Origin of the sequence: Rathayibacter sp. AY1B6, from assembly GCF_002932755.1 — a bacterium.
GTDB lineage: Bacteria > Actinomycetota > Actinomycetes > Actinomycetales > Microbacteriaceae > Rathayibacter.
In genome coordinates this window covers 1-23,330 of record NZ_PSWL01000015.1, presented here as the reverse complement: position 1 = coordinate 23,330, position 23,330 = coordinate 1, and the positions used below count along the sequence as shown (strand labels likewise).

Here is a 23,330-nt window from a genome sequence, read left to right as displayed (position 1 = left end):
ACTCGCCGACCCTCGAGGGGGCCACAACGTCAGCTTCCGGGCATGCCCTCTGCTGCCATCGAGAGCCCGCCGCCGGCCCGGAACGGCGGGGGAACGGCGACCTGAGGCGCCGCGGCAGCTTCCGGACGTGACAGCTTCCTGACGTCGTCGACGGCCTGCGTCAAGGGGGGTACGGGGCGCCGCACCCGGCGCGTACTGTTCAGCGGATGACAGCTGACAACGACACCCCCGTCGCGCCCGCCGCGGTCCTCTTCGACATCGACGGGACCCTCGCCGACACGAACTTCCTCCACGTCGAGGCGTGGTCGCGCGCCTTCTGGCAGGCCGATCTCGTCGTCCCCGCCTGGCGGATCCAGCGGGCGATCGGCGCCGACTCGTCGGAGCTGCTCGACATGCTCCTCGAGGACGAGGTGGAGGAGGAGCGGCGTGCGCTGGTGAAGTCGCTGCACACGAAGAACTACGCCGAGACGACGGCCCGCATCGTTCCTCTGCCGGGCGCTCGCGAGCTCGTCGCGACGCTCGTCGGTCGAGGCGTCCGCGTCGTCCTCGCCACCTCGGCGCCGCAGAACGAGCTCGACGCTCTTCTCGACGTCCTCGACTTCGGCGGGTCCGTCCACGCCGTCACGAGCGGAGCGGACGTCTCCACGGCGAAGCCCGCACCCGACCTGATCTCGATCGCGCTGGACCGAGCGGGGGTCTCCGCCGACCGCGCCGTCATGGTCGGCGACGCGACCTGGGACGTCCTGGCCGCCGAGCGCGCGGGCCTCGCGACGGTGGGAGTCCTGTCCGGCGGCACCTCGGAGCACGAACTCCGCGAAGCCGGGGCCGTCGCCGTCTACGAGGACGCGGCGGCCGTCCTCACCGGTCTCGGCGAGGGGCCTCTCGCGAGCCTCCTGCGCTGACCGGCGAGGGTCCGAGGAGGCTCGCGAGACTCAATCGCGGGGTCGGCGCCGCAGCACCAGCAGGGTCACCCCGATGGCGGCGGCGACTGCGGCGAGAGCGCCGCCGATCCAGAGCACGTCGCCGAGAAGTGCCGGATCCGATCCCGACTCCGTCCGGGCCTCATCGGCGGTCTCGGCTCCGCCTCCCGAGACCGCGACGGTCCCGTTGCAGTCCGGGATCGAGTCCGACCCGTCGGCGAGCGCAGCGCCGTCGGCCGGCGCCCAGTCGAAGGCGTACTGACCCGAGACGGGGTGCCCGTCCGTCGACACGACCTGCCAGGTCACCTCGTACTCCCCCGCAGCACCGAGCTCGAGCGGCATCGACGCCTCCGGCCCGACGACGCTGACGCAGCCGTCGCCGTAGTACAGCCCGTCCGGCCCGACGACGCGCAGAGCCGCCGCCGTCCCGTCCGTCCCGAGGACGAGCAGGTCGTCGTTCGTCGTCAGCACCAGCGTTCCCGGCTGCTCTGACACCGTCGAGTCCGCCGCGGGAGTCGTCGAGACGAGGTAGTTGTGCGCGCTGGCGGGCGCCGCCACCGCGATCGAGCCGAGCAGCCCGATCGCGGTGGCGGCGACCAGGGCCCTGCGACGGGTCACGCCGACGCCCGGGGTCCGCGGCGGCGGGAGGCGAGCCCGACGGCCACGCCGACCGCACCGACGACGAGCCCGCCGACTCCGAGGATGCGGGCGAGCACGTCGTCGCCGCTCGTGGCGGTCGTCGCGGAGGCGGTGGTCGCGACCGCGTCGTCACCGTCGCCGTCGTCGTCGTGTCCGCCCCCGTGACCGGATCCCGCTTCCGCGGCGGTCACTGCGACGGTGGGTGCGGGCAGCTCGGGCTCGTCCTGGCCGTCGACGGTCGGCTGGTCCCACGCGGTGCTGCCCGTCTCGCAGGTCTGCAGCACAGGGAACTCGAGCGTGGAGCCCGCTGCGTCCTCGGGGAGCTGCAGCTGGAGGGCGACCGTGTCGCGGTAGCCGTCGGCGAGGGGCGTCTTCGCCGTGTAGACCACGTCCGAGACCCGCTGGGTGGCGGTGTTGCCGTGGGAGTCCGTGACCGGGTCGGCGATCGCGACCTCGTTCTTCACGACGTCCCAGTTCGGGTTGATCGTGGGGCTGACCGAGTTGATGCCGTCGGGCATCGTGATCGTGAGTCCCGTCGTCGGCGAGCCCTCGCAGCCGTGGGCGAGCGAGAACGTGACCACCGTGTACGAGCCGGCGGCCGTGCTGCTCGCCGCCGCGGTCACGTGAGCGCTGGCCGCGGCCGGTGCGCTGAGAGCCAGCGCGACGGATCCGGCGGCGACGAGAGCGCCACTGCCGACGAGGCGGAGACGGGAGGAAGAAGAAACAGCAGAAGAAGAGCGGTTCATGACAGTCGTGTCCTTGGGGAGGTCCGGCCGTGGGCCGGAAGGTCAGGACGCAGCGCGGATTCGCGGTGCGCGCGGGAGCACCGACCTGAGCCGCTCCCGCGCGGGAGGGACGTCAGGCGGCGCGCAGGGCGCGCAGCGGCGGGCCGCGGTGCCTGAGGATCGAGAGCACCGTGTCGAGGGTGAGGGGCGACCGCGGCTCGGCCGCGATCGTCGGAGGAACGCCCGGAGCCCCCGCGAGGACCGGGGCGGACGCACGGGTGACGATCCGGACGACGACGCGCTGCAGGCCGGCTCCGAGAGTCCAGAACAGGCGCTCGCCGTGCCGCAGTGCCGCGACCGTGAGCGCGGCCGCAGCGAGGTGGGCGACGAGCATCAGCGGAGCATGAGCCGCGTGCCCGCCTCCGCCGGCGATCAGCTCGATGGTCGATCCGTCGTGGAAGTGCGCGCCGGTGCCCGTCGTGCCGACCACGCTCACCTCTCCTCCGCTGCCCGTCACGAGGAAGAGCCCGTGGTAGGCGATCTGGCTGACGAGGACGGCGGCGGTCAGCCGAGGGAGGGAGAGGCGGCGCCCCGAGAGGAGGACGCAGACGACGACGGCGAACGCCGCGGCGAGGGCGAGGACTGCGGGAGCGGGGGTCTCGGCGCCCGCGAGCGTGTGGGAGGCGGCGGCCGTGGTGGTCGCGGCGAGAGCGGCGGCGATGCCGCGAGCCACTCGTGCGCCTCGGGTCTGCACTCGCCCGTCCTCTCCTCGTCGCGTCGACGCGTGCGCGCGACGCCTCCAGGGTAATCGACTCCGCGGAGCACCCCGCCGGCTCCCGGTTCCCTGCCGTTACGAAGCCGTTACCTAGATCACCGAAAGAAATCCAAACCCCCGCAGGGAGGGCTCCGAACACCTGTCAACGGCCGCGACACGGTCCACACAGAACAGGTCCTCCGCATCGAGTGGGGGCCGTCTCACGAAGGAGTAATCCCATGCGATCCACCAAGCGTTCCGCCCTCGCCGCATTCGCCCTGCTGGGCACCGCCGCCCTCGGCCTCACCGCCTGCTCGAGCGGAAGCGGCTCGACCACCGCCGCAAGCGACGCGGCGACCGAGATGTCGACCCCGATGGCCACCTCGTCGGCCTCCGCCTCCTCGACCCCCATGGCGACCATGGACCCGGCCGCGAACCTCGTCGGCCCCGGCTGTGCCGCCTACGCCGAGCAGGTCCCGGACGGCGCCGGCTCGGTCGAGGGCATGTCGCTCGACCCCGTCGCGACCGCCGCGTCGAACAACCCGCTGCTGACCACCCTGACCGCTGCGGTCTCCGGTGGCCTCAACCCCGACGTCAACCTCGTCGACACGCTGAACAGCGGCGAGTTCACCGTCTTCGCCCCCGTCGACGACGCGTTCGCCAAGCTCGACGCCGCGACCGTCGACTCCCTCAAGACCCCCGAGGGCGCCGCCACGCTGTCCTCGATCCTCACCTACCACGTCGTCCCCGGCCAGATCGCCCCTGACGCGATCGCCGGCGACCACGCCACCGTCCAGGGCGGCAACCTCACCGTCACCGGTTCCGGCGACGACCTGAAGGTCAACGACGCGTCCGTCATCTGCGGTGGCGTCCAGACCGCTAACGCGACCGTCTACCTCATCGACACCGTGCTGACCCCCCCGGCCAGCTAATACCCCTCAGCGGCTCCGGCCGTTGACGAACGCCGAAGGGCGGGCACCGCGAGGTGTCCGCCCTTCGGCGTTCGTGCGCGCCGGTGCGCAGCACGGAGCCGCTCAGCTCAGAGCCGTGCGTCACGGATCCGTGCACCGCGGAGCAGTCCGACCGGGAGCAGCGCGGCGGCGCTGCGCAGCGCAGAGCCGGAGGGTCACCACGACCCGGCACTCGCCGACGCGCTTCACCGGAGCACCCGGCACCGACGACACGAGGCGCGGACCCCGGTACAGGGGTCCGCGCCTCGTGTCGTCGTGCGGTCGGCTCTACTCGGCCGGGGCGCTGATCTCGCGCAGGACGCTGTCGCCGGGGCGGGCCTCGATCATCTCGGCCTCGATCTCGGCCCGGTCGAGCAGCTCCTCCATGCGGCGGCGGCGGTTGCGCGTGATGAGCGTCACGACCGTGCCCGTCTTGCCCGCGCGGCCGGTGCGGCCGGAGCGGTGGAGGTACGTCTTGTACTCGTCGGGAGCGTCGGCCTGGATCACCAGGTCGATGTCGTCGACGTGGATGCCGCGCGCGGCCACGTCGGTCGCGACCAGCACGTCGACGCGTCCGCTGGTGAGCAGCGCGAGGTTGCGGGTGCGGCGCGACTGGTTGAGGTCGCCGTGGAGGCTCGTCGCGGGGATGTCCGCGTGGTCGAGCTGCTCCGCGAGCTGCTCCGCGAACGCGCGGGTCCGGGCGAAGATCAGCGTCTTGCCCTGGCGGGCGGCGAGCTGCTCGATGATCTCGGCCTTGTCGCGGTGCTCGATCAGGAGCACGCGGTGGTCGATCGTCGAGGACGCCTGGTCCTCGCCGGCGACCTCGTGGACGCTCGGCTCGACCAGGAACTCGTCGACGAGCGTCGCGACGCCCTTGTCGAGCGTGGCCGAGAACAGCAGGCGCTGGCCGCCGTCGGCGGTCTGGCGGAGGATGCGCTGCACCGGCTCGAGGAAGCCGAGGTCGCACATGTGGTCGGCCTCGTCGAGCACGGTGATGGTGATGTTCGAGAGGTCGAGGCGGCCCTGCTCGACGAGGTCCTCGAGGCGGCCCGGCGTCGCGATGACGATGTCGACTCCGCGCTGGAGGGCTCCGACCTGCTTGTACTGGGGGACGCCGCCGTAGATGGTCGTCGTGAACAGGCCGACGGAGCGGGCGATCGGCTGGATCGTCCGGTCGATCTGCATGGCGAGCTCGCGGGTCGGCGCGAGGATGAGCGCACGGGGAGCGCGGCCGGGCTTCCGGCCCTTCGCTCCGTTGTTCTCCATCAGACGCTCGACGACGGGGGCGCCGAAGGCGATCGTCTTGCCGGAGCCGGTCTTGCCGCGTCCGAGGACGTCCTTGCCGGCGAGCACCTCGGGGATGGTCGCGGCCTGGATCGGGAACGGCGCGGCCGCTCCGAGCTCGGTCAGCATCCGGACGATGTTCCCGCCCAGGCCGAGGTCGCCGAAGGTGACGCCCTCGACGTCGACGGCGAGCGTGGCCGTCGCCTCGAGGCGCTCGAGCACGACGTCGTCGGCCTGGTGCGGCGCACGGGCGTCACGGCTGGGGTAGAAGTCCGAGCCGGAGTCGCGGCGCGAGGGCCGGGAGTCGCGGTCGAACGATCGGGTCGGGCGGTCGCCGCGGTCGTGGCCGCGCGAGGGACGCGCGTCCCGGTCGAAGGAGCGGGCCGGGCGGTCGCCGCGGTCGAACGAGCGGGCGGGGCGCTCGCTGCGGTCGTAGCCCCGCGAAGGGCGCTCGTCGCGCTCGCCGGTGCGGGCGGGCCGGTCGTCGCGTCCGTAGGAGCGGGCCGGACGGTCGTCACGGTCGTTCGAACGGGCCGGACGCGCATCGCGGTCGAAGGAACGCGCCGGACGGTCGCTCCGGTCGAAGGAACGGGCCGGACGCTCGTCGCGCCCGTAGGAGCGGGCCGGACGGTCGTCACGGTCGTTCGAACGGGCCGGACGCGCATCGCGGTCGAAGGATCGCGCCGGACGGTCGCCCCGGTCGAAGGAGCGAGCCGGACGGTCGCCCCGGTCGAAGGAGCGCGCCGGACGGTCGTCGCGATCGTTCGAGCGGGCCGGACGCGCATCGCGGTCGTATCCGCGGGCCGGACGCTCGTCGCGGTCGTTCGAGCGCACCGGACGCGCATCGCGGTCGTATCCGCGCGAGGGCCTCTCGTCGCGGTCGTTCCCGCGGGCGGGGCGATCGGCGCGCTCGGTGGCCCGCTCAGCGCGCTCGTCGGCGTTCCAGCGGGCCTTCTTGGGGGCGTTCTCGTCGACGGCGCGGAAGCCGCGGTGGCCCTCGCTGCGGGAGCCGGGCTTGGCGCCCGGGAAGCGCGAGCGGCCGCCGAGCTGCGACTTGCCGCTCGAGGCACCGAAGCGGTTGGGCTCGAAGTTCTTGGCCGGACGTCCGCCGGCGGGCTTCTTGTTCTTGGGCATGGCAGTTCTTCCTGGGTTCAGGTCGTGCGCGAGGAGGCGACGCCGGAGGAGCCCCGTCGTGTGGGGCGTCCGTGCGCTGGACTGCTGCAGGGCAGCAGGGGGAGAACCCGGGCGAGTCGTTGACCGGGGCCGATTCACACATGTGATTCGTCTCACGACGACTGTCGGAGACTCGGCCCACTTGACTAACAAACCCATCCGCACGAGAACGCGCGGTGTCAAGAGCCGACCGAGCGAGTCTACACGCGGCCCGGGAGCCTGGCTAGGGCGTGCCGCCCACCGCCGCGCCCGTCACGCCGCCCCGCCCGTCACTGCGACGCCCGCCGAGCCCGGTACGCGGCCACGTTCGCGCGGTTCCCGCAGTTGCCCGTGTCGCAGTAGCGCTTCGAGCGGTTGCGCGAGAAGTCCACGAGCACCGCCTCGCAGTCCTCCGCCGCGCAGACGCGGATCCGCTCGCGCTCGTCGCCGCGGATCACGTCGACGAACGCCATGGCGGCCTCGACCAGGACGCGGGTGGCGAGCGGGCTCTCGTCGCGCGTCGCGTGGAGGTGCCAGCCGTAGGGTCCGTGCCGCACCAGCTGCGGGAGCGCGCGGCCGGAGTCGAGCATCCCGTTGACGACGGGGACGAGGTCCTCCTCGGCCCGCGTGAGCCAGAGGGTGCGGAGGGAGGAGCGGATCGCCCGCACGGCCTCCAGCTCCTCGGCCGATCCGTCGCGGCTGCCCGTGTAGCGGTTCTCGAGGAGGAAGTCGTCCAGCTGCTCGATCGTCGCCATCTCGTCCTCGCCGGACGGCGAGAGCTCGGGGAGCGTGTTGACGAGGGTGGCGGTGGAGGTCAGCGACGCCTCGACGTCATAGGCGAACACCATGTTGACTCCTGACAGTGCGGCTCAGTAGTGTGCGATCAGCTCGCTGTCACGAGTGTAATCCTTTTGACTCCTGAAGGAGCCGGCCATGACCGCCGAGAGCACCGCCGCCGTCACCCTCCCCGCCGCGAGCGCGCCCGCGCCTGCACGGCGCCTCGGCTCCGGCCTGGTCGCAGCGCTGGCCGCGTCGGCGGCGTTCGGTCTGGGCGGGCCGTTCGTGAAGCCGCTCCTGGAGGCGGGCTGGACGCCGGCGTCCGCGGTCCTCTGGCGGGCGGGCGGCGCGGCCCTGATCCTCGCGATCCCGGCGGTCCTCTCCCTCCGCGGCCGCTGGCCCGTGCTCCGCCGCAACCTCGGCACGATCGCCCTCTACGGGGTGTTCGCCGTGATCGCCGCGCAGCTCTGCTTCTACAGCGCGATCGAGCACATGTCGGTCGGCGTCGCCCTGCTGATCGAGTACCTCGCGCCGGTGTTCCTCGTCCTCTTCGCCTGGGCCCGCACCCGCCGGCACCCCGGCCGCTCCACCCTCGCCGGCTCCGCTCTCGCGCTCGGCGGCCTGGTGCTCGTGCTCGACCTGTCCGGCGAGTCCGCGCCCGAGCTGGTCGGCATCGCCTGGGCGCTGACCGCCTCGCTCGGCCTGTGCGTCTACTACGTCATCGCCGGCCGCGTGGATCCGGAGCTGCCGCCGATCGCGCTCACGGCGGGGGCGATGACGGTCGGCGCCGCTATCCTGCTGGCCCTCGGGGCGCTCGGTGTCACGCCGCTGCGCGCGACGTTCGGCGAGGTGGTGTTCGTCGGAGCGGAGGTCAGCTGGCTGCTCCCCGCGGGCGTGATCCTCGGCATGTCGACGGTGCTGGCGTATCTGCTCGGGATCGAGGGCGGACGCCGTCTCGGCACGCGGATCGCCTCCTTCGTCGGACTGACGGAAGTGCTGTTCTCGATCGCGGCCGCGTGGCTGATCCTCGGGGAGCTGCCCGCGCCGATCCAGTTCGGCGGCGGCGCGCTGATCCTCGCGGGGGTCGTCCTGGTCCGGCTGCAGCGCGAGCCCCGCACCCCCTGATCGCGGGGGTGCCGCCTGCGGGGCGCCGGGCACCCCGTACGCTGATCGCACTCATGCGCGAGCCCACCCGATCCCCGCGACGCGTCGCCGCGGTCCTGGCCGCCCTCGTACTGCTCCTCACGGGCTGCGCGAGCACCACTCCCGTGTCGGAGCCGGTGGCGCAGGCGCTGGGAGCGGCACCCGGTCCCGACTGGTCCGGCGTGGATGTGACGGCCGACGTCGTCTACGACGAGAGCACCGGGCAGAGCGTGGACGTCTGCTCCTCCCCCGCCCCGTCGGCGCAGCCGCGGCCCGCCGTCCTCGTCGTGCACGGCGGCAGCTGGGCCCGCGGAGGCAAGGCCGACGCGAACTGGCGTCCGATCTGCCAGTGGCTGGGATCGGAGGGGTTCGTCGCCGTCTCGGTCGACTACCGCCTCGCACCCGCCGCCGTGTTCCCCGCGCAGCTCGACGACGTGACGGCCGCTCTCGACTGGATGCTCGAGCCGGAGCAGACCGCGCGCTTCGGCATCGATCCGGAGCGGGTGGCGGCGTTCGGCGGCTCGGCCGGCGGCACTCTCGCCTCGCTGCTCGGCACGCTGCCGGCGACCTCGTCGCGCCTGGCAGCCGTGGTCGACCTGAGCGGCCCCTCCGACCTCAGCGCCGCCGGCCTCGCCGACGACGACCCGGTGGTCGGAGTCGCGGCCGCCGTGCGCACTTACCTCGACTGCGCGGACCTCGCCTCCTGCCCGGCCGCGACCGCCGCCTCGCCCCTCGCGCAGGTGGACGGCTCCGAGCCGCCGTTCCTCATCGCTCACGCGGCGCACGAGCGGGTCGCGCTCAGCCAGTCGACCCGCTTCGCCGAGGCGCTGAGCGGAGCGGGCGCGAGCGTCGACCTCCTCGTCCTCCCCGGCTCGCTGCACTCGATCGCGCTGCTCGACGACGCGCTGCGGGCGCGGGTCGTCGAGTTCCTCCGCGCCCGCCTGGACTCGTGAGCGGAGTCGTCGTCCGCCTCGAGGACGCAGCCGGAGCGGAGGGCCTCCTCGCCGCGGTCCCGCCCCCGAACGCCCGTGTCCTGGTCGCCCGGATCGACGGAGCGGCGGCCGGAGTGCTGGTGCTCGCTCCCGGCCCGGACGACTTCGCCGAGGTGCTGGAGCTCGTCGTCGCCTCCGTCCACCGGCGCACGGGAGTCGCCCGACGGCTCGTCGCGGCGGCGGAGTCGTGGGCGCGCGTGCAGCGGATCCGCACGCTCCGCCTGGCCGCCGCTCCGGCGCTCGCCCCTGCGGCCGACGCGCTCGGCTTCACCGCGATCGACGGATTCGGAGCCCACGTCGGCGACGACGCGGTGCTCTGCTTCGCGCGTCCTGTCTGAGCAGCGCCCACCCCGATCCGGGTGGCGCTCCCGGGAGGAGGCCCCGCCCTCGTCCGGCGCGCACCCCCGCCGTCAGTCGATCGAGCAGCCCGGCTCGTCCGACAGCGCCCGCTCGATCCGGGCGCGGTGCTCGTCCGACATCGGCGGCAGCGCGTCGGGCGCGAACCAGCCGACCTCGGTCGACTCGTCGTCCGCGACGTGCGCCTCTCCCGAGATCCAGCGGCAGCGGACGACGTGGTCGAGGTACTGCGAGCGGTCCCCGTTGGGGTACTGCATCGGCGGGAGGGTGTGCACCTGCACGAGGCGCTCGACCTCGATCTCGACGCCCGCCTCCTCCTGCGCCTCGCGGCGGGCGGTGCCGGCGACGGTCTCGCCCGGGTCGATGATCCCGGTGACGGCCGTCCAGGCGCCGGTGTCGGCGCGCCGGACGAGCAGGACCTCGAGCACCGGCTCCTCGCGGAGGATCACCGCGGTCACACCCGTGAGCCAGAGCAGCTCGGTCCCGATCCGCTCGCGCAGCCGCAGCACGAACTCGGGAGTCGCCATCAGTGCGCTTCGGGCCGGAAGTCGAAGGCGACGATGCCGGCCGTGTCGACGAACGGCCCGACGAACTCCTTGAACGCGTCGTGCGCCGGGTCCCAGTGCGCGGGGTCCTCGACGGCCGGCCGGCCCAGGTAGTAGTGCAGGTCGCCCTCGGACGAGAAGGTCAGCAGGAACGCGCGGTCGAAGCCCTCGCCCGCGCCCTCGATGCTCAGCTGCGGCCCGGTCTCGATCGACTCGATGTAGGGCCGTCCGTCGCGCACGCACTCGTCGGCCAGGGCGAGGAAGCGGCGGGTGACCTCGTCCGCCTCGGCGACCAGCGCCGTCGGGCGGAAGCGGATCAGGACGAGGTGCCGGAGCGTGCCCGGGCGGAAGTCGCGGGCGACGAAGCGCTCCGGACCGATCTCGTCGAGGACCGCGGTGGCGCGCTCCGGTCCGCTGCGCCAGCGCGAGCCGACCGTCTCGGCCGCATCCCTGATGTCCGTCATGCCGACGCCTTCCCGGCGCGGGCGGCACGCCGCCGCTCACGATACCCCTCGACCAGGTTGTAGACGACGGGCAGGACCACGAGGGTCAGCACCGTCGAGGACACCAGGCCGCCGATCACGACGATCGCCAGCGGCTGCGAGATGAAGCCGCCGTGGCCCGTGATCCCGAGCGCCATCGGCAGCAGGGCGAAGATCGTCGCGAGCGCGGTCATCAGGATGGGCCGGAGCCGCCGCTCGGTGCCGTGCAGCAGCGCCTCCCGCACCGGCATCCCGCGGTCGCGGTACTGGTTCACCAGGTCCACGAGCACGATCGCGTTCGTGACGACGATGCCGATCAGCATCAGCACGCCGATCAGGGACGGCACGCCCAGCGGCACGCCGGTGACCACCTGCAGGAGGATCGCGCCGGTCGCCGCGAACGGCACCGACACCAGCAGGAGCAGCGGCTGCAGGAGCGAGCGGAACGTCGCCACCATCACGACGTAGACGATCAGGATCGCGACCAGCAGCGCGATGCCCAGCTGCGAGAACGCGTCGGCCTGGTCGGCGGTCACTCCGCCGAGGGAGGCGTCGACACCGGCCGGGAGCGGCGTCGCGTCGATCGCGTTCTGCACGGCGACGTTCGCCGAGGCGAGGTCGTCGCCCTCCGGGGTGACGGTGATGGTCGCGGTGCGCTGGCCGCGCTCGGTGGTGATGCTCGCCGGGCCGTCCGTCTGCTCGACCGCCGCGAGCGTGGAGAGCGCGACGGCGCCGGTGAGGGTCGGCACCTCGAGGTTCCGCAGCTCGTCCACCGTGGCCGGCGGCTGCCCGTCGGCGAGGTAGATCGAGAGGGTGCGGTCGTCGATCACGACGCTGCCGACCTGGCTGGGCTGGAGCGCCTGGCTGACGATCGTGCCCACGGCGACCTCGCTGAGACCCGCCCGGGCCGCGGCGTCGCGGTCGACCCGCACCGCGATGTAGGGCAGCGAGGAGGAGAGGTTGCTCTCGGCCTGGCTGATCCCGTCGGTCCCGCGCAGGGCCTCGAGGAGCTGGTCGCTCGCGCTCTGGAGGTCGCTCTGCGACGCGGTCGAGAGGTCGACCTCGATGTCCGAGGAGGCGCCGAAGCCGGAGGAGGCGGCGACGCTGATGTCCTCGGCCGAGGCCACGCCCGACAGCGCGTCGCGGACGTCCGCCTGCACGGCCTCCTGGTCGGCCGACTCGTCGGTGGTGACCGAGTAGCGGATCGAGCTGCCGCCTCCGCCTCCTCCGCCGAAGGCGCTCTGCAGCCCGCCGGAGGAGCCGACCGTGAGCTGGACGGTCTCGACGCCGCCGACGCCGAGGATGGCCGTGCTCGCCTGCTGCGCCGTCGCGTCCTGCGCATCGAGGCTCTGGCCGACGGGGACGGTCTGGGTGACGGTGAAGGTGTCCTGGCCGCTGGAGCCGAGGAAGTTCGTCTTCATCAGCGGATACAGTGCACCGGTCCCGACGAGCACGAGCAGCGCCAGGAGGACGGTGACGACCGAGTGGTTCAGGGTCCAGTGGATGATCGGGCCGTAGACCGACTGCAGCCCGCGCGCCCGGCGGGGAGCGGCGTGGGCGCCGTGGTGCGGGGCCTCCTCGACCGGCGCGGCGGTGTCGGTCGGGACGCGGGTGTCGGCCGGGACGCCCGAGCCGGGTGCCCCTCCGGCCGCCGCGCGCTCCTCCGCGAGCGCCGCCTGCGCGGCCTGGCGCACCGCCGGCCGCTTCGAGGGGCGGAGGAACCAGTAGGCCAGCACCGGCACGATCGTCAGAGCCACCACGAGGGAGGCGAGCAGGGCGATCGACACGGTCAGCGCGAAGGGCCGGAACAGCTCGCCCGTGGTGCCGCCCACGAACGAGATCGGCAGGAACACCGCGACCGTGGTGATCGTGGAGGCGGTGATCGCGCCGGCGACCTCGCGGACGGCGACCGCGATGGTCCGGGCCCGGTCCTCGCCGGCGTCGAGGTGCCGCTTGATGTTCTCGATCACGACGATGGAGTCGTCGACCACACGGCCGATCGCGATGGTGAGCGCACCGAGGGTCAGGATGTTGAGGGTGTAGCCGGCCGTCTGCAGGCCGATGAAGGTGATCAGCACCGAGGTCGGGATCGAGATGGCCGTGACCAGGGTCGAGCGCACCGAGAGCAGGAACAGCAGGATCACCAGCACGGCGAAGACGAGGCCGAGCGCGCCCTCCTGCGCGAGCGACGCGATCGACTCCTGGATGTAGGGCGCCTGGTCGAAGACCGAGGTGAAGGCGGCGTTGTCGCCGATCGACTCCTCGAGGTCCGGGAGCAGCGCGGTCACGCCGGTCGACACGTCGACGGTGTTCGCGGCCGGGAGCTTGGTGATCGAGAGGGTCAGGGCGGGCTGGCCGTTGACGCGCGAGATCGAGGTGACGGGGGCGTCGGTGACGGCGACCGTCGCGACGGAGCCGAGGGTGGTGACGGTCGGCTCGGCGGTCACGACCGCTCCTGCGCCTCCCGCCGCCGCGCCGGCCTCGGAGCCGTCCGCGGACGCACCGGCGCCCGCGGACGCACCGGCGCCCGCGGAGGCACCCGCGCCGCCGGAAGCGCCCGCACCCGCGGAGGAACCCGCGGACGGCAGCAGCGGCAGCGCCGCGATCGCGTCGGTGGAGTCGAGCTTGACGCCCGACTGCACCGAGAAGGTCGACCCGTCCTGGGTGATCTGGCCGCCTGCGACGAGCACGCCGTTCTGCTGCAGGGCCGAGCGGATGTCGCCGGTCGAGAGGCCGGCTGCGGCGAGCGCCGCGGCGTCCGGGGTGATCGTGACGCGCTGGGCGGTCTCGCCGACGAGCGCCGCCTCGCGCACGCCCTCGACCTTCTCCAGGTCCGGGATGACCGTGGTGCGCAGGCGCTCGGCCAGCGCGTCCGCGTCGCCGTCGCTCGACACGGCGAGCTGCAGCACCGGCAGGTCGTCGAGGGAGCCGGTGACCACCTGCGGGTCGACGCCGTCCGGGAGCGTGCTCGTGATCCGGTTGATCGCCTGCAGGATCTTCTGCTCGGCGGTGGCGAGGTCGGTGCCGTAGGTGAAGGACGCCGAGATGAGGGAGGAGTCCGTGGAGGACGTCGCGCTGGTCGTCTCGAGCCCCGGCACCCCCTGGATGGCGGTCTCGATCGGCGTCGAGACGTCGTCGTTGACCACCTCCGGAGCGGCGCCCGGGTAGGACGTCACGACGGCGAGCTGCGGGAAGGAGATCGACGGCGCGAGCTCCTGCTTGAGCCCGGTCAGGGCGACTCCGCCGAAGACGGCGATGACGACGGTGACGAGCGCGATGAGCGCCCGGTTCTTCATGCTGAGGACCGCGAGGAGATGCACCCTCCGAGTCTTCCATCAGCCGACTGAGTGTTGGGAGGGACGCGGCGTTCCGGACGCGCGACGAGCGACCCGCGCCGCCGGTCGGCCCCGGGCGCCCTCAGCCCAGGCGGACCTCCGCCGTCGAGGACCCGACGGGCAGGCTCACCCCAGCGCCCGCCCCCGCGCTCGAGAGCGCGAAGTCCCCGGCGAAGGCCCGGACGCCGACGCGCCCCTCGGCGTCCGTCCGCAGCACCATCGGCTCGAGCCACCACTGGCCGCGGATCCGCGAGCGCAGCGCCTCGTAGGCCGGCTTCGGGCTCCCGTCGCGGCGGAGGAACCCGCCCGGCGCTCCGAGCCAGGCGCCGGCGTCGTCGAAGCCCCAGTAGGTGATCGCCTCGACCGCCGGATGCGCGACCAGCGTCTCGTAGTGCCGCACCATCTCGTCCGCCTGCCGCGCCTCCCCCTCCGGAGTGGTCGGCCAGTCCTCGACCACGTGGTCGTTGAGGTCCTCGATCTCGGCGGGCATCAGCTCGCCCGAGACGAGGGTGGTCTCGGTCCAGTGCAGCGGCAGGCCGAAGCGCGCGAACCTGTCGCAGATCGCCGTGATCTGCTCCTCCCCGCGGAACCCCTGGTGCATGTGCGACTGGAGGCCGATAGCGTCGGGCCGGATCCCGGCCTCGAGCACGTCCTCGATCAGCCGCTCGTATTCGGGCCCGAGGTCGAAGTCGTTCAGCACGAGCACCGGTCCGGTGCCGAGGCTGCGCGCCTCCGAGAAGGCCAGCTCGACCATGCCGACGCGCCCCTCCTCCCGGGCGAGGCGGGTGACGGCGTTCGTCACGCCGTCCGGCTCGTTCGCGAAGCGCGGCATGATCACGACCTCGTTGATCGCGTCCCAGGTGTCGATCAGCCCGGCGAAGGCGCCCACCTCCCGGCGGATGCGCGCGCGGAGGAGCTCCTCGGCCTCGTCCAGCGGCAGCGCGTCGAGCCACTCCGGCTTCACGTAGTGCCAGACCAGCGGGTGCCCCTTCAGGCGGACGCCGTCCGCGGCGAGCGCGCGCGCCTCGGCGAGCACCTCCTCCGTCGCGGTGCGGCCGCGCTCCGGCTCGAAGCGGCCCCAGTAGACGGGGAGGGTCGCCGTGTCGAACAGGTCGAGCCAGAGCCGGCGCTCCTCGGCGCGCGCGGGGTCGGTGCTCGGAGGAGTGCAGCCGAAGCCGAAGGCGTGGCGGCGCTGCTCGATCGTCACGTCGGCATGGGCGAGCGGAGCGCCGTCGGCACCGAGGACGGTGACGAGGGCGTCGGCGAGACGGGGGCTGAAGTCGGTCATGCGGGGCCTCTCAGGCGGGGTCGCGCTCGTCGAGCGCCGTGTACTCGGATCGGGTGAGCGGGAGGACCGCTCCGTGCTTGGTGTCCTCGGGCAGGTCGAACTCCTCCGCGAGCTCCCAGCGGCCCGAGGCCGGGTCGGTGCTCGTGTACGCGCGATAGCCGTAGGGGCGGACGGCGTACTGGTCGACCCAGAGCGACCAGCGCTCCTCGCGGTGGTGCCGGAAGACCAGCGGCCCCTCGACGCTCGGGCCGAGCTCCTGCCCGATCCCCCGGGCGACGGTGGCGAAGTCGTCCGCGAGGAGGGAGGAGCCGACCTGCTGGAACACCTGCATCGTGTCGGGGGCGTCGTCGTGCTGCTTGGCGAAGCGGTGGACGGCCGTGCCCTCGATCAGCAGCGTCATGTCGATCACTCCGCCGGGCAGCCGCAGGTAGGTCTCGGGCTCGGTGAACGTGCGGAAGTCGCGCGTGCGGGCGAGCAGGATGCGGCTGTCGCCCGTCTCGCCGGTGGTGGGATCGCCGTCCTCGGCCAGGCCGGAGGACCAGTGCACGAGGAAGTCGCCCGAGACCGGGTCGTAGACCGACTCCGGCGCCCAGGCCATGCCCGCGCCCTCGGGTGCCACGGTGACGGCGCGCGGCTCGGACCACTCCAGGAGGTCCGAGGAGTCCCAGACCACGAGGTCGCGGCTGCCCCGGTGCCGGTAGAGGTCCCAGTCCGGGCCCTCGGGCCGCCACACGCGGAGATCGGTGGCGACGAGATGGAAGCCCCGCGGCCCGCGGACGATGTGGGGATCCCGGACGCCGCCCGTGCCGCCGGTCCACTCCAGCACCGGCCCGAGCGCACGCCAGCGCAGCGGATCGTCGCCCCGGCTGAGCGAGAGGAAGATCTTCTCGCTGTGGCCGATCCGGTCCTCCACGAAGTGGACCAGCAGGTAGCCGTACCCGTCGCTCATGAGAGAACGATCTCACACGCCCGGCGGGCGCTCCACCTCAGACCACGTCGGCGAGGTACCCCGGGTCGGCAGCCGGGTGCCGGGCGACCTGCGCCCACGCCGTCGCGAGCGCCTCCACGGCCCGGTCGGTCGCCTCGGGCGAGTAGCCGATCGGGATGCGGAGGAAGCGCTCGAAGGCGCCGTCGATCCCGAAGCGCGGGCCCGCGGTGATCAGCAGCCCCGCCGTCCGGGCGGCGAGCGCCAGCTGCGAGCTCGCCGGCCGACCCAGGCCCACCCAGGTGGAGAGGCCGCCCGAGACCCGCGGCACGCTCCACTCCGGGATCGCGCGCGCCAGGGCCGCCTCGAGGTGGTCGCGGCCCGCGCGCAGCTGCGAGCGCCGCAGCTCCAGCACGCCGTCCATCCGGCCGAGCATGTCCGCGACCAGGAGCTGCTCCAGGATCGGCGTGCCGAGGTCGCTCGCCGAGCGCGCCAGTGCCAGCTTGCGGATCACCGCCCGCTCGGCGCGGATCCAGCCGATCCGGATGCCGCCCCACAGCGTCTTGCCGACGGAGCCGATCGAGAGCACCGTCCCCTCGGGTCCGTAGGCGGCGAACGGCAGCGGGCTCATCCGCCGGTCGATGTCGAGCTCGGCCGTCGTCTCGTCGGCGATGATCAGCGTGCCCTGCCGGGCCGCGGCGCTGATCGCCCGCTCCCGCAGCTCGGGGGCCATGGAGCGGCCGGTCGGGTTGTGGAAGTCGGGCATCAGGTAGGCCAGGCTCGGGCTCGTCCCGCGCAGCGCGGCGATCAGGCCCTCCCCGTCCCAGCCGTCCGCTCCGTCGACGTTCACCGGCACGAGCCGCGCCCCGGCCAGCCGGAGGGCCTCGTAGGCGTGCGGGTAGGTCGGGGCCTCGATCAGCGCCCGGTCGCCCCGCGCGAGCAGGGTGCGGGCCACGAGCGCGATCGCGTGCTGCGCGCCGATGGTCACCATGATCTGGCCGGGCTCGGTGCGCAGGCCCCGCACGGTGTAGCGCTCGGCGATCGCGCGGCGCAGCACCGGCAGGCCGACCGTGTCGTAGGAGCCGGAGTCGAAGTGCTCGGGCGCCGCCTGCGCCGCGCGGGTGTACGCCTCCGCCAGCTCGGGGACGGCGGGCAGGGCCGCCTTGGTGAAGTCGAGGAAGTCCGGCGCGAGCGAGGGCACCGCGTGCACGGCCGCTCCGGGCAGACGGGTGACGCTGCCGGAGCCGCGCACGCTGACGAGGTAGCCGCTGTCGCGCAGCTCGCGGTAGGCGGCGGCCACGGTCGTACGGCTGACGCCGAGGCGGGCCGAGAGCTCGCGCTCGGCGGGCAGGCGGCTGCCCGCGGGGATGCGGCCGTCGATCCCGAGGAGGCGGATCCGGTCGGCCAGCGCGAGGTAGGCGGGACGGGTGCCGCGCTGCTCGCGCCAGTCGCCGAGGAGGGTCTGCAGGGCGCGCGCGCCGAAGTGGACATCAGCCATGCGTCCAAGGTAGCCGGATTGGACCGCGCGAAGAAGGCCAATGTCGCGCTGTGATGTGTCCATGACGATCACCGCTCCTGCCCCGGCCGCCGCTCCCCCGGCGAGCCAGTGGCGCCTCCGACCCGTGCCGCGCCTGCTGGTCGGCCTCGTTCTCTACGGATTCGCCGACGCGATGATGATCCGCGCGGCGATCGGGGTCGACCCGTGGACCGTCTTCGCCCAGGGGGTCGCGCACCAGACCGGCCTCGGGATCGGACTGCTCACGAACGTGATCGGCCTGCTCGTCCTGCTGCTGTGGATCCCCCTCCGGCAGCGGCCCGGCCTCGGCACCGTGCTGAACGTGCTCGTGGTCGGCACGATGATCGACGTCGGGCTGCGCGTGCTGGCGACGCCGGAGGAGTGGTGGGCGCGCGGCCTGCTCTTCGCCGGCGGTCTGGTGCTGCTGGCGGTCGCGAGCGGGATCTACATCGGCGCGCACCTCGGTCCGGGACCGCGCGACGGCCTGATGCTGGGCCTGCACGCCCGCACGGGGCTGCCGATCTGGGTGGCGCGCTCCGGCGTCGAGCTCACGGTCCTGCTCATCGGCTGGGCCCTCGGCGGCGACGCCGGCCTCGGCACCCTCCTCTTCGCGGTGCTGATCGGGCCGCTCTGCTCGGTGACCCTGCCTCTGCTCGGGGTGCGGAGGCACTGACCCGCGCACGTCGAAGGCCCCGCCTCCCGGACCGGTTCCGGGGGGCGGGGCCTTCGCGATCGGATCGGCTAGCGCTTGGCCGCGATCTCCGCGCGCATCCGCGACGCCTCGTCCGAGTCCTGGATCGACGCGATCCCCTCGGTGATCGAGGTGCCCGAGGCGGGGGCGTCGTGCTCGTCCGCTCCGAGCGTGGTCTCGTCGAAGGGCGAGCGTCCGCCGAGGACCTCGCGGACCTGCACCATGTCGATCTGCTTGGTCCAGGTGCCCACGAGCAGGGTGGCGACCGCGTTGCCGGTGAAGTTGGTGACCGCGCGGGCCTCGGACATGAAGCGGTCGATGCCGACGATCACGCCGACGCCGTTGACCAGGTCGGGGCGGAAGGACTGCAGGCCGCCGGCCAGCGTGGCCAGGCCCGCTCCGGTGACGCCCGCGGCGCCCTTCGAGGCGATCATCATGAAGAGGAGGAGGCCGATCTGCTCCGGGACGGACATCGGCGCGCCGGTGGCCGAGGCGATGAACAGCGACGCCATCGTGAGGTAGATCGCCGTGCCGTCGAGGTTGAAGGAGTAGCCGGTGGGCACCGTGATGCCGACGACGGGCTTGGAGACGCCCAGGTGCTCCATCTTTGCGATCAGGCGGGGCAGCGCCGCCTCCGAGGAGGAGGTGCCGACGATGAGCAGGTACTCGCGGGCCAGGTACTTCATCAGCGAGAAGATGCTGACGCCGGTCACGAGTCGCAGCAGCAGTCCGAGGACGACGATCACGAAGATCGCGCAGGTGATGTAGAAGCCGATCATCAGGGTGGCGAGAGCGACGACGGCGCCCCAGCCGGTCTTGCCGACGACCGCGGCGATGGCGCCGAACGCGCCGATCGGGGCGACCCAGAGCACCATCGAGAGGATGCGGAAGACCAGGACCTGGAGCTGCTTGATCGCTCCGAGGATCGGCTGGCCCTTGGCGCCCATCTTCTGCAGCGCGAAGCCGACGAGCAGGGCGACGAAGAGGGTCTGCAGGATGCTGCCGTCCACGAGCGAGGAGAACAGCGAGACGGGGATGATCCCGAGGACGAAGTCGCTGGTGCTCTCGGCCTTGAGGTCGCTGGTGTCGTAGGTGGCGCTCGAGATGTCGAGGCCCTCGCCCGGGTGGAGGATGTTGCCGACGACGAGGCCGATCGCCAGGGCGAAGGTCGACATCACGATGAAGTAGCCCAGCGCGAGTCCGCCGACCTTGCCGACCGTGGCGGCCTTCGCGATGGAGCCGATGCCGATGACGATGGTGCAGAAGATGATCGGCGCGATCATCATCTTGATCAGTCCGACGAAGGCCTTGCCGACGGGCTCCAGCGTCGCCGCGAAGGCGGGAGCGACGAGTCCGACCACGACGCCGGCGACCACCGCGATGATGACGGCGATGTAGAGCCAGTGGTTCCGGTCGATGCGCCGCCGGGTCTTCGGAGGGGTGACCGCGGGGATCAGCCGGTCGGACGGCGTCTGAGGCGTCTTCGCCATGGGGGTGTCCTTCTCTTCGTCGAGGTGAGGGGGTAGGACGATGGTGGCCCCGCCTCCGGAGCCCGGCACGGTTGCGTTCATACTGTTCACGGCGGGGCGCCCCGAGCGCTCGCCCACGAGGGAGTGGCATGGTCAGGACGCCGAGCGCACGCGGACCGCGAGGCAGCATCGCCGCGCGCCTGTTCGCCGTGCAGCTGCTGAGCATCCTGCTGATCGCCGTGGCGGCCGTCGCGGTGCTGGCTCTCGACGCGCGGAGCCGGGCGGGAGACGAGGCGGCCCAGCGGAGCCTCGTGGTGGCGCGGACGGTGGCCGACAACCCCTTCGTCCTCGAGTCGGCGGCCGGCGCGGATCCCTCGGCGAGCCTGCAGCCGTACGCCGAGGAGGTCATGCGGGACACCGCCGTCGACTTCCTCACGATCATGGCTCCCGACCGCACCCGGTACACCCACCGCGACCGCGACCAGATCGGCCTGCCGTTCCAGGGCACGATCGAGCCGGCGCTGGAGGGGCGGACCTTCACCGAGACGTACACCGGCACGCTCGGTCCCTCCGTCCGCGCCGTCGCGCCGATCGAGGACGCCGACGGCGCGGTCGTCGCGCTCGTGTCGGCGGGCGTGACGCTCTCGGCCGTGGACGCCTCCTTCGCCGCCCGCGTGCAGGTCGTCGCCTGGGGCGCGGGCGGGGCGGTCGCGCTCGGCGCGCTCGGCTCGTGGCTCCTCGCCCGCTACCTGCGGCGGGTCACCGGCGGGCGGGGCCCGGAGCAGATGAGCCAGGTCTTCGCCTACTACGAGTCGGTCCTGCACTCGGTGCGGGAGGGGCTGCTGCTGGTCGACGACCGCGGCCGGCTGGTGCTCGCCAACGACCACGCGCTGGAGCTGCTCGGGCTCGAGGGCGTGCGGACGCCGGTGCCGGTCGCGGAGCTCGACCTCCCTGGCGCCCTGCGCGAGCTGCTGCAGGACGACGAGCCCGTCTCGGACCGCCTGGTCGTGGCCCGCGAGCGGATCCTCGTGGTCAACGAGCGGCCCGCCGCCTCCCCCGGCGCCCGCCCCCTGGGCACGGTCGTCACGCTCCGCGATCGCACCGAGCTGCAGCGGGTGAGCGGCGAGCTGGAGTCGCTGCGCACCCTCTCGGACGCGCTGCGCTCGCAGACCCACGAGTTCTCGAACCGCCTGCACACCATCGCGTCGCTGATCGAGGTCGGCCGGCCCGACGAGGCGCTCGCGTTCGCCGCCGGGGAGCTGAACCTCAGCCAGCGCCTGGCCGACCGCGTCCTCGGCTCCGTGCAGGAGCCGGTGATCGCCGCTCTGCTGCTGGGCAAGGCCGCGCAGGCCCGCGAGCGCGGAGTGGAGCTGCACTTCGAGACGCACCTCGAGCCCGGCACGCAGGGCCTGGAGCCCGGGGACCTGGTGACGGTGCTGGGCAACCTGATCGACAACGCCCTCGACGCGGCCGCCTCCTCCGCTCCGGAGCGCGAGCCGTGGGTGGAGGTCTACCTCGGCCTCGCGGAGGGCGAGCTGGTGGTGCAGGTGTCGGACAGCGGCCCCGGAGTCGCCGGCGCCGCCGACGTGTTCGCGCGCGGCTACTCGACGAAGGAGTCGGACGGCTTCGGCCGCGGCATCGGCCTGGCGCTGGTGCAGCAGGTGGTGGAACGGCTCGGCGGCACGATCGAGGTCTCGCGCCACGTCGGTGCGGTGTTCACGGTGCAGCTGCCGCTGCCCGCGCGGGTGGCGTCGTGATCCGGGTGCTCGTCGTCGAGGACGAGCCGCTGACGGCGAGCGCCCATGCCGACTACGTCCGGCGGGTCGACGGCTTCGAGATGGCCGCGGTCGCCGGCAGCGGGGCGGAGGCGATCCGGGCGCTGCGCGCGGACCCGGGCATCGCGCTGATCCTGCTCGACATGAACCTGCCGGACATGGGCGGCCTCGACCTCTGCCGGGCCGTCCGGTCGGCGGGCCTGGACGTCGACGTCATCGCGATCACCGCGGTCCGCGACGCCGCGAACGTGCGCGCCTCCGTCGCTGCCGGGATCGTGCAGTACCTGATCAAGCCGTTCGTCTTCAGCGCGTTCGCCGCCAAGCTCGCCAGCTACCGGTCGTACCGCGAGCGGATGCACGGCGCCGACGTCGCCAGCCAGCACGAGGTGGACGGGGCCTTCGCGGCGCTGCGCACCTCCAACGCGCCGGGTCTGGCCAAGGGGCTCTCGGCTCAGACCCTCGAGGCCGTCACCGCGCTGCTGGGCCCGGTCGGCCTCTCGGCGGCGGAGCTCGCCACCCGCCTCGACATCTCGCGGGTGACGGCCCGCCGCTACCTCGAGCACCTCGCCGACTCCGGAGTCGCGGACCGCGCGCCCCGCTACGGCTCCCCCGGCCGCCCGGAACTGGAGTACCGCCGCCGCTGAGCGCGCGTCAGGCGGCCCGCAGCGCGTCGGCGATCTCCTCCTCGATCAGGTCGTAGTTGATCGCCGCGCCCACGCGCAGGCCGTCGGCGGACGAGGCGACGACCTGCGCCATCGGCTCGACAAGAGAGCCCGCGGCGAAGACCCCGGCGACGCCGGTCCGGCCCATCGGATCGACGGCGAGGTGCCGCGCGACGCCCGACGGGTGGTCGGCGAGCTCGAGGCCGAGCCCCTCGGGGAGCCGCGCCTCGACCCGCGGGCCGACGACGAGCGCGTCGAGCTCGTGCCGTCGACCGTCGATCACGACGCCGACCAGGCGGTCGTCCTCGACGAGGACCCTCTCGACGCGGCCCGGCACGAGCGCGATCCCGCGGGCGGCCAGCGCCGCCGCCTCGTCGCCGGCGGGCGCGGGTGCGCCGTGGAGCAGGATCGACGTCCGGTCGCTGAGCTGCCGGAACATCTGCGCCTGGTGCCCGGCGAACGAGCTGCCGAGCACGCCGATCCGCCGGCCGCGCACCTCGAAGCCGTGGCAGTAGGGGCAGTGCAGGACGTCCCGTCCCCAGCGGGCGTGGAGCCCGGGGATCTCCGGCAGCAGGTCGCGGACGCCGGTCGCGAGCAGGAGGCGGCGGGCGCGGAGGACCGTGCCGTCGGCGAGGGTCGCGGTCACCCCCTCGGGTCCTGCGGAGGCATGGACGGCCTCGCCCGCGACGACCCGGGCCCCGTAGCCCTCGGCCTCGGCGCGCGCCAGGCGCACCAGCTCCGTCGGAGGGACGCCGTCGCGGGTCAGCACGTTGTGGGCGCCGGGCGAGGGGGCGTTGCGCGGAGGTCCGCCGTCGACGACGAGGACGTCGCGGAGACTGCGGCCGAGGGCGGTGGCGGCGGCGAGGCCGGCGAAGGAGGCGCCGACGTCCTGATCCTCGGCGCCTCCTTCGCCGGCCTCGCCCGCCGGCAGCACCAGATCGTGCTCGCC

Annotated in this window: 21 protein-coding genes; 8 read left to right on the top strand and 13 right to left on the bottom strand. The window is 73.4% G+C overall.

Annotated elements, in window-relative coordinates:
• The first annotated feature begins 206 nt into the window (after positions 1-206).
• Entirely contained in the window at positions 207-902 is a 696-nt protein-coding gene (locus C5D08_RS09595) for an HAD family hydrolase (protein WP_104276854.1), read from the top strand.
• Positions 903-932: 30 nt separating this feature from the next.
• On the opposite strand, the gene C5D08_RS09590 is transcribed toward C5D08_RS09595, so the two are convergent.
• The 3 genes from C5D08_RS09590 to C5D08_RS09580 all read right to left on the bottom strand — a co-directional run bounded on the left by C5D08_RS09590 (position 933) and on the right by C5D08_RS09580 (position 3,017).
• Positions 933-1,538: a copper resistance CopC family protein gene (locus C5D08_RS09590; protein ID WP_104276853.1), complete on the bottom strand. Its 606-nt coding sequence runs from the start codon at positions 1,536-1,538 to the stop codon at positions 933-935.
• On the bottom strand, positions 1,535-2,305 hold the full coding sequence (locus C5D08_RS09585) for a YcnI family protein (RefSeq protein WP_104276852.1): 771 nt from the start codon (positions 2,303-2,305) through the stop codon (positions 1,535-1,537). Before C5D08_RS09585 ends, C5D08_RS09590 begins: the two co-directional genes overlap by 4 nt.
• A 112-nt stretch (positions 2,306-2,417) precedes the next feature.
• On the bottom strand, positions 2,418-3,017 hold the full coding sequence (locus C5D08_RS09580; RefSeq protein ID WP_104276851.1) for a hypothetical protein: 600 nt from the start codon (positions 3,015-3,017) through the stop codon (positions 2,418-2,420).
• A gap of 260 nt (positions 3,018-3,277) precedes the next feature.
• On the opposite strand from C5D08_RS09580, the gene C5D08_RS09575 reads away from it, so the two are divergent.
• The gene (locus C5D08_RS09575; RefSeq protein WP_104223824.1) at positions 3,278-3,970 is read left to right on the top strand and encodes a fasciclin domain-containing protein; all 693 of its coding nucleotides are present in this window, start codon (positions 3,278-3,280) and stop codon (positions 3,968-3,970) included.
• Between the two features lie 306 nt (positions 3,971-4,276).
• Here the strand turns inward: C5D08_RS09575 and C5D08_RS09570 are convergent, their stop codons facing one another.
• Together C5D08_RS09570 and C5D08_RS09565 are read right to left on the bottom strand one after the other, a co-directional pair.
• On the bottom strand, positions 4,277-6,406 hold the full coding sequence (locus tag C5D08_RS09570; RefSeq protein ID WP_104276850.1) for a DEAD/DEAH box helicase: 2,130 nt from the start codon (positions 6,404-6,406) through the stop codon (positions 4,277-4,279).
• Between the two features lie 308 nt (positions 6,407-6,714).
• Entirely contained in the window at positions 6,715-7,272 is a 558-nt protein-coding gene (locus tag C5D08_RS09565) for a CGNR zinc finger domain-containing protein (RefSeq protein WP_104276849.1), read from the bottom strand.
• Positions 7,273-7,357: 85 nt separating this feature from the next.
• Here C5D08_RS09565 and C5D08_RS09560 point away from each other — a divergent pair, with 85 nt between their 5' ends.
• The 3 genes from C5D08_RS09560 to C5D08_RS09550 are packed head-to-tail and all read left to right on the top strand — an operon-like array spanning position 7,358 to position 9,674.
• Positions 7,358-8,326, top strand: coding sequence for a DMT family transporter (locus C5D08_RS09560; protein ID WP_104276848.1), 969 nt, complete (start codon positions 7,358-7,360; stop codon positions 8,324-8,326).
• Positions 8,327-8,379: 53 nt separating this feature from the next.
• Positions 8,380-9,297, top strand: a complete 918-nt coding sequence (locus tag C5D08_RS09555; RefSeq protein WP_104276847.1) for an alpha/beta hydrolase — start codon at positions 8,380-8,382, stop codon at positions 9,295-9,297.
• Positions 9,294-9,674: a GNAT family N-acetyltransferase gene (locus tag C5D08_RS09550; RefSeq protein ID WP_104276846.1), complete on the top strand. Its 381-nt coding sequence runs from the start codon at positions 9,294-9,296 to the stop codon at positions 9,672-9,674. The genes C5D08_RS09555 and C5D08_RS09550 overlap by 4 nt, the downstream gene beginning before the upstream one ends.
• A gap of 72 nt (positions 9,675-9,746) precedes the next feature.
• On the opposite strand, the gene C5D08_RS09545 is transcribed toward C5D08_RS09550, so the two are convergent.
• From C5D08_RS09545 to C5D08_RS09520, 6 genes are all read right to left on the bottom strand, one after another.
• Positions 9,747-10,220, bottom strand: coding sequence for an NUDIX domain-containing protein (locus tag C5D08_RS09545; RefSeq protein ID WP_104276845.1), 474 nt, complete (start codon positions 10,218-10,220; stop codon positions 9,747-9,749).
• Positions 10,220-10,702 (bottom strand): Dabb family protein, encoded by a 483-nt coding sequence (locus C5D08_RS09540; protein WP_104223816.1) that lies wholly within the window; start codon positions 10,700-10,702, stop codon positions 10,220-10,222. Before C5D08_RS09540 ends, C5D08_RS09545 begins: the two co-directional genes overlap by 1 nt.
• Positions 10,699-14,040, bottom strand: coding sequence for an efflux RND transporter permease subunit (locus C5D08_RS09535; protein ID WP_104276844.1), 3,342 nt, complete (start codon positions 14,038-14,040; stop codon positions 10,699-10,701). The genes C5D08_RS09540 and C5D08_RS09535 overlap by 4 nt, the downstream gene beginning before the upstream one ends.
• Before the next feature lie 97 nt (positions 14,041-14,137).
• Complete coding sequence (locus C5D08_RS09530) at positions 14,138-15,343, bottom strand: endo-1,4-beta-xylanase (RefSeq protein WP_104276843.1); 1,206 nt, start codon at positions 15,341-15,343, stop codon at positions 14,138-14,140.
• A 10-nt stretch (positions 15,344-15,353) separates the two neighbouring features.
• Positions 15,354-16,292: a glycoside hydrolase family 43 protein gene (locus C5D08_RS09525; protein WP_104276842.1), complete on the bottom strand. Its 939-nt coding sequence runs from the start codon at positions 16,290-16,292 to the stop codon at positions 15,354-15,356.
• Between the two features lie 37 nt (positions 16,293-16,329).
• Positions 16,330-17,766, bottom strand: coding sequence for a PLP-dependent aminotransferase family protein (locus tag C5D08_RS09520; protein WP_104276841.1), 1,437 nt, complete (start codon positions 17,764-17,766; stop codon positions 16,330-16,332).
• A 61-nt stretch (positions 17,767-17,827) separates the two neighbouring features.
• Between C5D08_RS09520 and C5D08_RS09515 the strand changes: the two genes are divergently transcribed.
• Positions 17,828-18,457, top strand: coding sequence for a YitT family protein (locus C5D08_RS09515; RefSeq protein WP_374953937.1), 630 nt, complete (start codon positions 17,828-17,830; stop codon positions 18,455-18,457).
• Between the two features lie 68 nt (positions 18,458-18,525).
• On the opposite strand, the gene C5D08_RS09510 is transcribed toward C5D08_RS09515, so the two are convergent.
• The gene (locus tag C5D08_RS09510; protein WP_104276840.1) at positions 18,526-19,965 is read right to left on the bottom strand and encodes a cation:dicarboxylate symporter family transporter; all 1,440 of its coding nucleotides are present in this window, start codon (positions 19,963-19,965) and stop codon (positions 18,526-18,528) included.
• A 128-nt stretch (positions 19,966-20,093) separates the two neighbouring features.
• Between C5D08_RS09510 and C5D08_RS09505 the strand changes: the two genes are divergently transcribed.
• Positions 20,094-21,701: a sensor histidine kinase gene (locus tag C5D08_RS09505; RefSeq protein ID WP_104276839.1), complete on the top strand. Its 1,608-nt coding sequence runs from the start codon at positions 20,094-20,096 to the stop codon at positions 21,699-21,701.
• Complete coding sequence (locus C5D08_RS09500; protein WP_104276838.1) at positions 21,698-22,363, top strand: response regulator; 666 nt, start codon at positions 21,698-21,700, stop codon at positions 22,361-22,363. Before C5D08_RS09505 ends, C5D08_RS09500 begins: the two co-directional genes overlap by 4 nt.
• Before the next feature lie 7 nt (positions 22,364-22,370).
• Here C5D08_RS09500 and C5D08_RS09495 read toward each other — a convergent pair.
• A partial coding sequence (locus tag C5D08_RS09495; RefSeq protein WP_308471631.1) for an NAD(P)/FAD-dependent oxidoreductase occupies positions 22,371-23,330 on the bottom strand: 960 nt, incomplete at its 5' end.

Coding starts and splice junctions, on each gene's coding strand:
- C5D08_RS09595 (WP_104276854.1), top strand. CDS start 207: ATGACAGCTGACAACGACACCCCCGTCGCGCCCGCCGCGGTCCTCTTC.
- C5D08_RS09585 (WP_104276852.1), bottom strand. CDS start 2,305: ATGAACCGCTCTTCTTCTGCTGTTTCTTCTTCCTCCCGTCTCCGCCTC.
- C5D08_RS09575 (WP_104223824.1), top strand. CDS start 3,278: ATGCGATCCACCAAGCGTTCCGCCCTCGCCGCATTCGCCCTGCTGGGC.
- C5D08_RS09570 (WP_104276850.1), bottom strand. CDS start 6,406: ATGCCCAAGAACAAGAAGCCCGCCGGCGGACGTCCGGCCAAGAACTTC.
- C5D08_RS09565 (WP_104276849.1), bottom strand. CDS start 7,272: ATGGTGTTCGCCTATGACGTCGAGGCGTCGCTGACCTCCACCGCCACC.
- C5D08_RS09560 (WP_104276848.1), top strand. CDS start 7,358: ATGACCGCCGAGAGCACCGCCGCCGTCACCCTCCCCGCCGCGAGCGCG.
- C5D08_RS09555 (WP_104276847.1), top strand. CDS start 8,380: ATGCGCGAGCCCACCCGATCCCCGCGACGCGTCGCCGCGGTCCTGGCC.
- C5D08_RS09545 (WP_104276845.1), bottom strand. CDS start 10,220: ATGGCGACTCCCGAGTTCGTGCTGCGGCTGCGCGAGCGGATCGGGACC.
- C5D08_RS09540 (WP_104223816.1), bottom strand. CDS start 10,702: ATGACGGACATCAGGGATGCGGCCGAGACGGTCGGCTCGCGCTGGCGC.
- C5D08_RS09530 (WP_104276843.1), bottom strand. CDS start 15,343: ATGACCGACTTCAGCCCCCGTCTCGCCGACGCCCTCGTCACCGTCCTC.
- C5D08_RS09525 (WP_104276842.1), bottom strand. CDS start 16,292: ATGAGCGACGGGTACGGCTACCTGCTGGTCCACTTCGTGGAGGACCGG.
- C5D08_RS09520 (WP_104276841.1), bottom strand. CDS start 17,766: ATGGCTGATGTCCACTTCGGCGCGCGCGCCCTGCAGACCCTCCTCGGC.
- C5D08_RS09515 (WP_374953937.1), top strand. CDS start 17,828: ATGACGATCACCGCTCCTGCCCCGGCCGCCGCTCCCCCGGCGAGCCAG.
- C5D08_RS09510 (WP_104276840.1), bottom strand. CDS start 19,965: ATGGCGAAGACGCCTCAGACGCCGTCCGACCGGCTGATCCCCGCGGTC.
- C5D08_RS09505 (WP_104276839.1), top strand. CDS start 20,094: ATGGTCAGGACGCCGAGCGCACGCGGACCGCGAGGCAGCATCGCCGCG.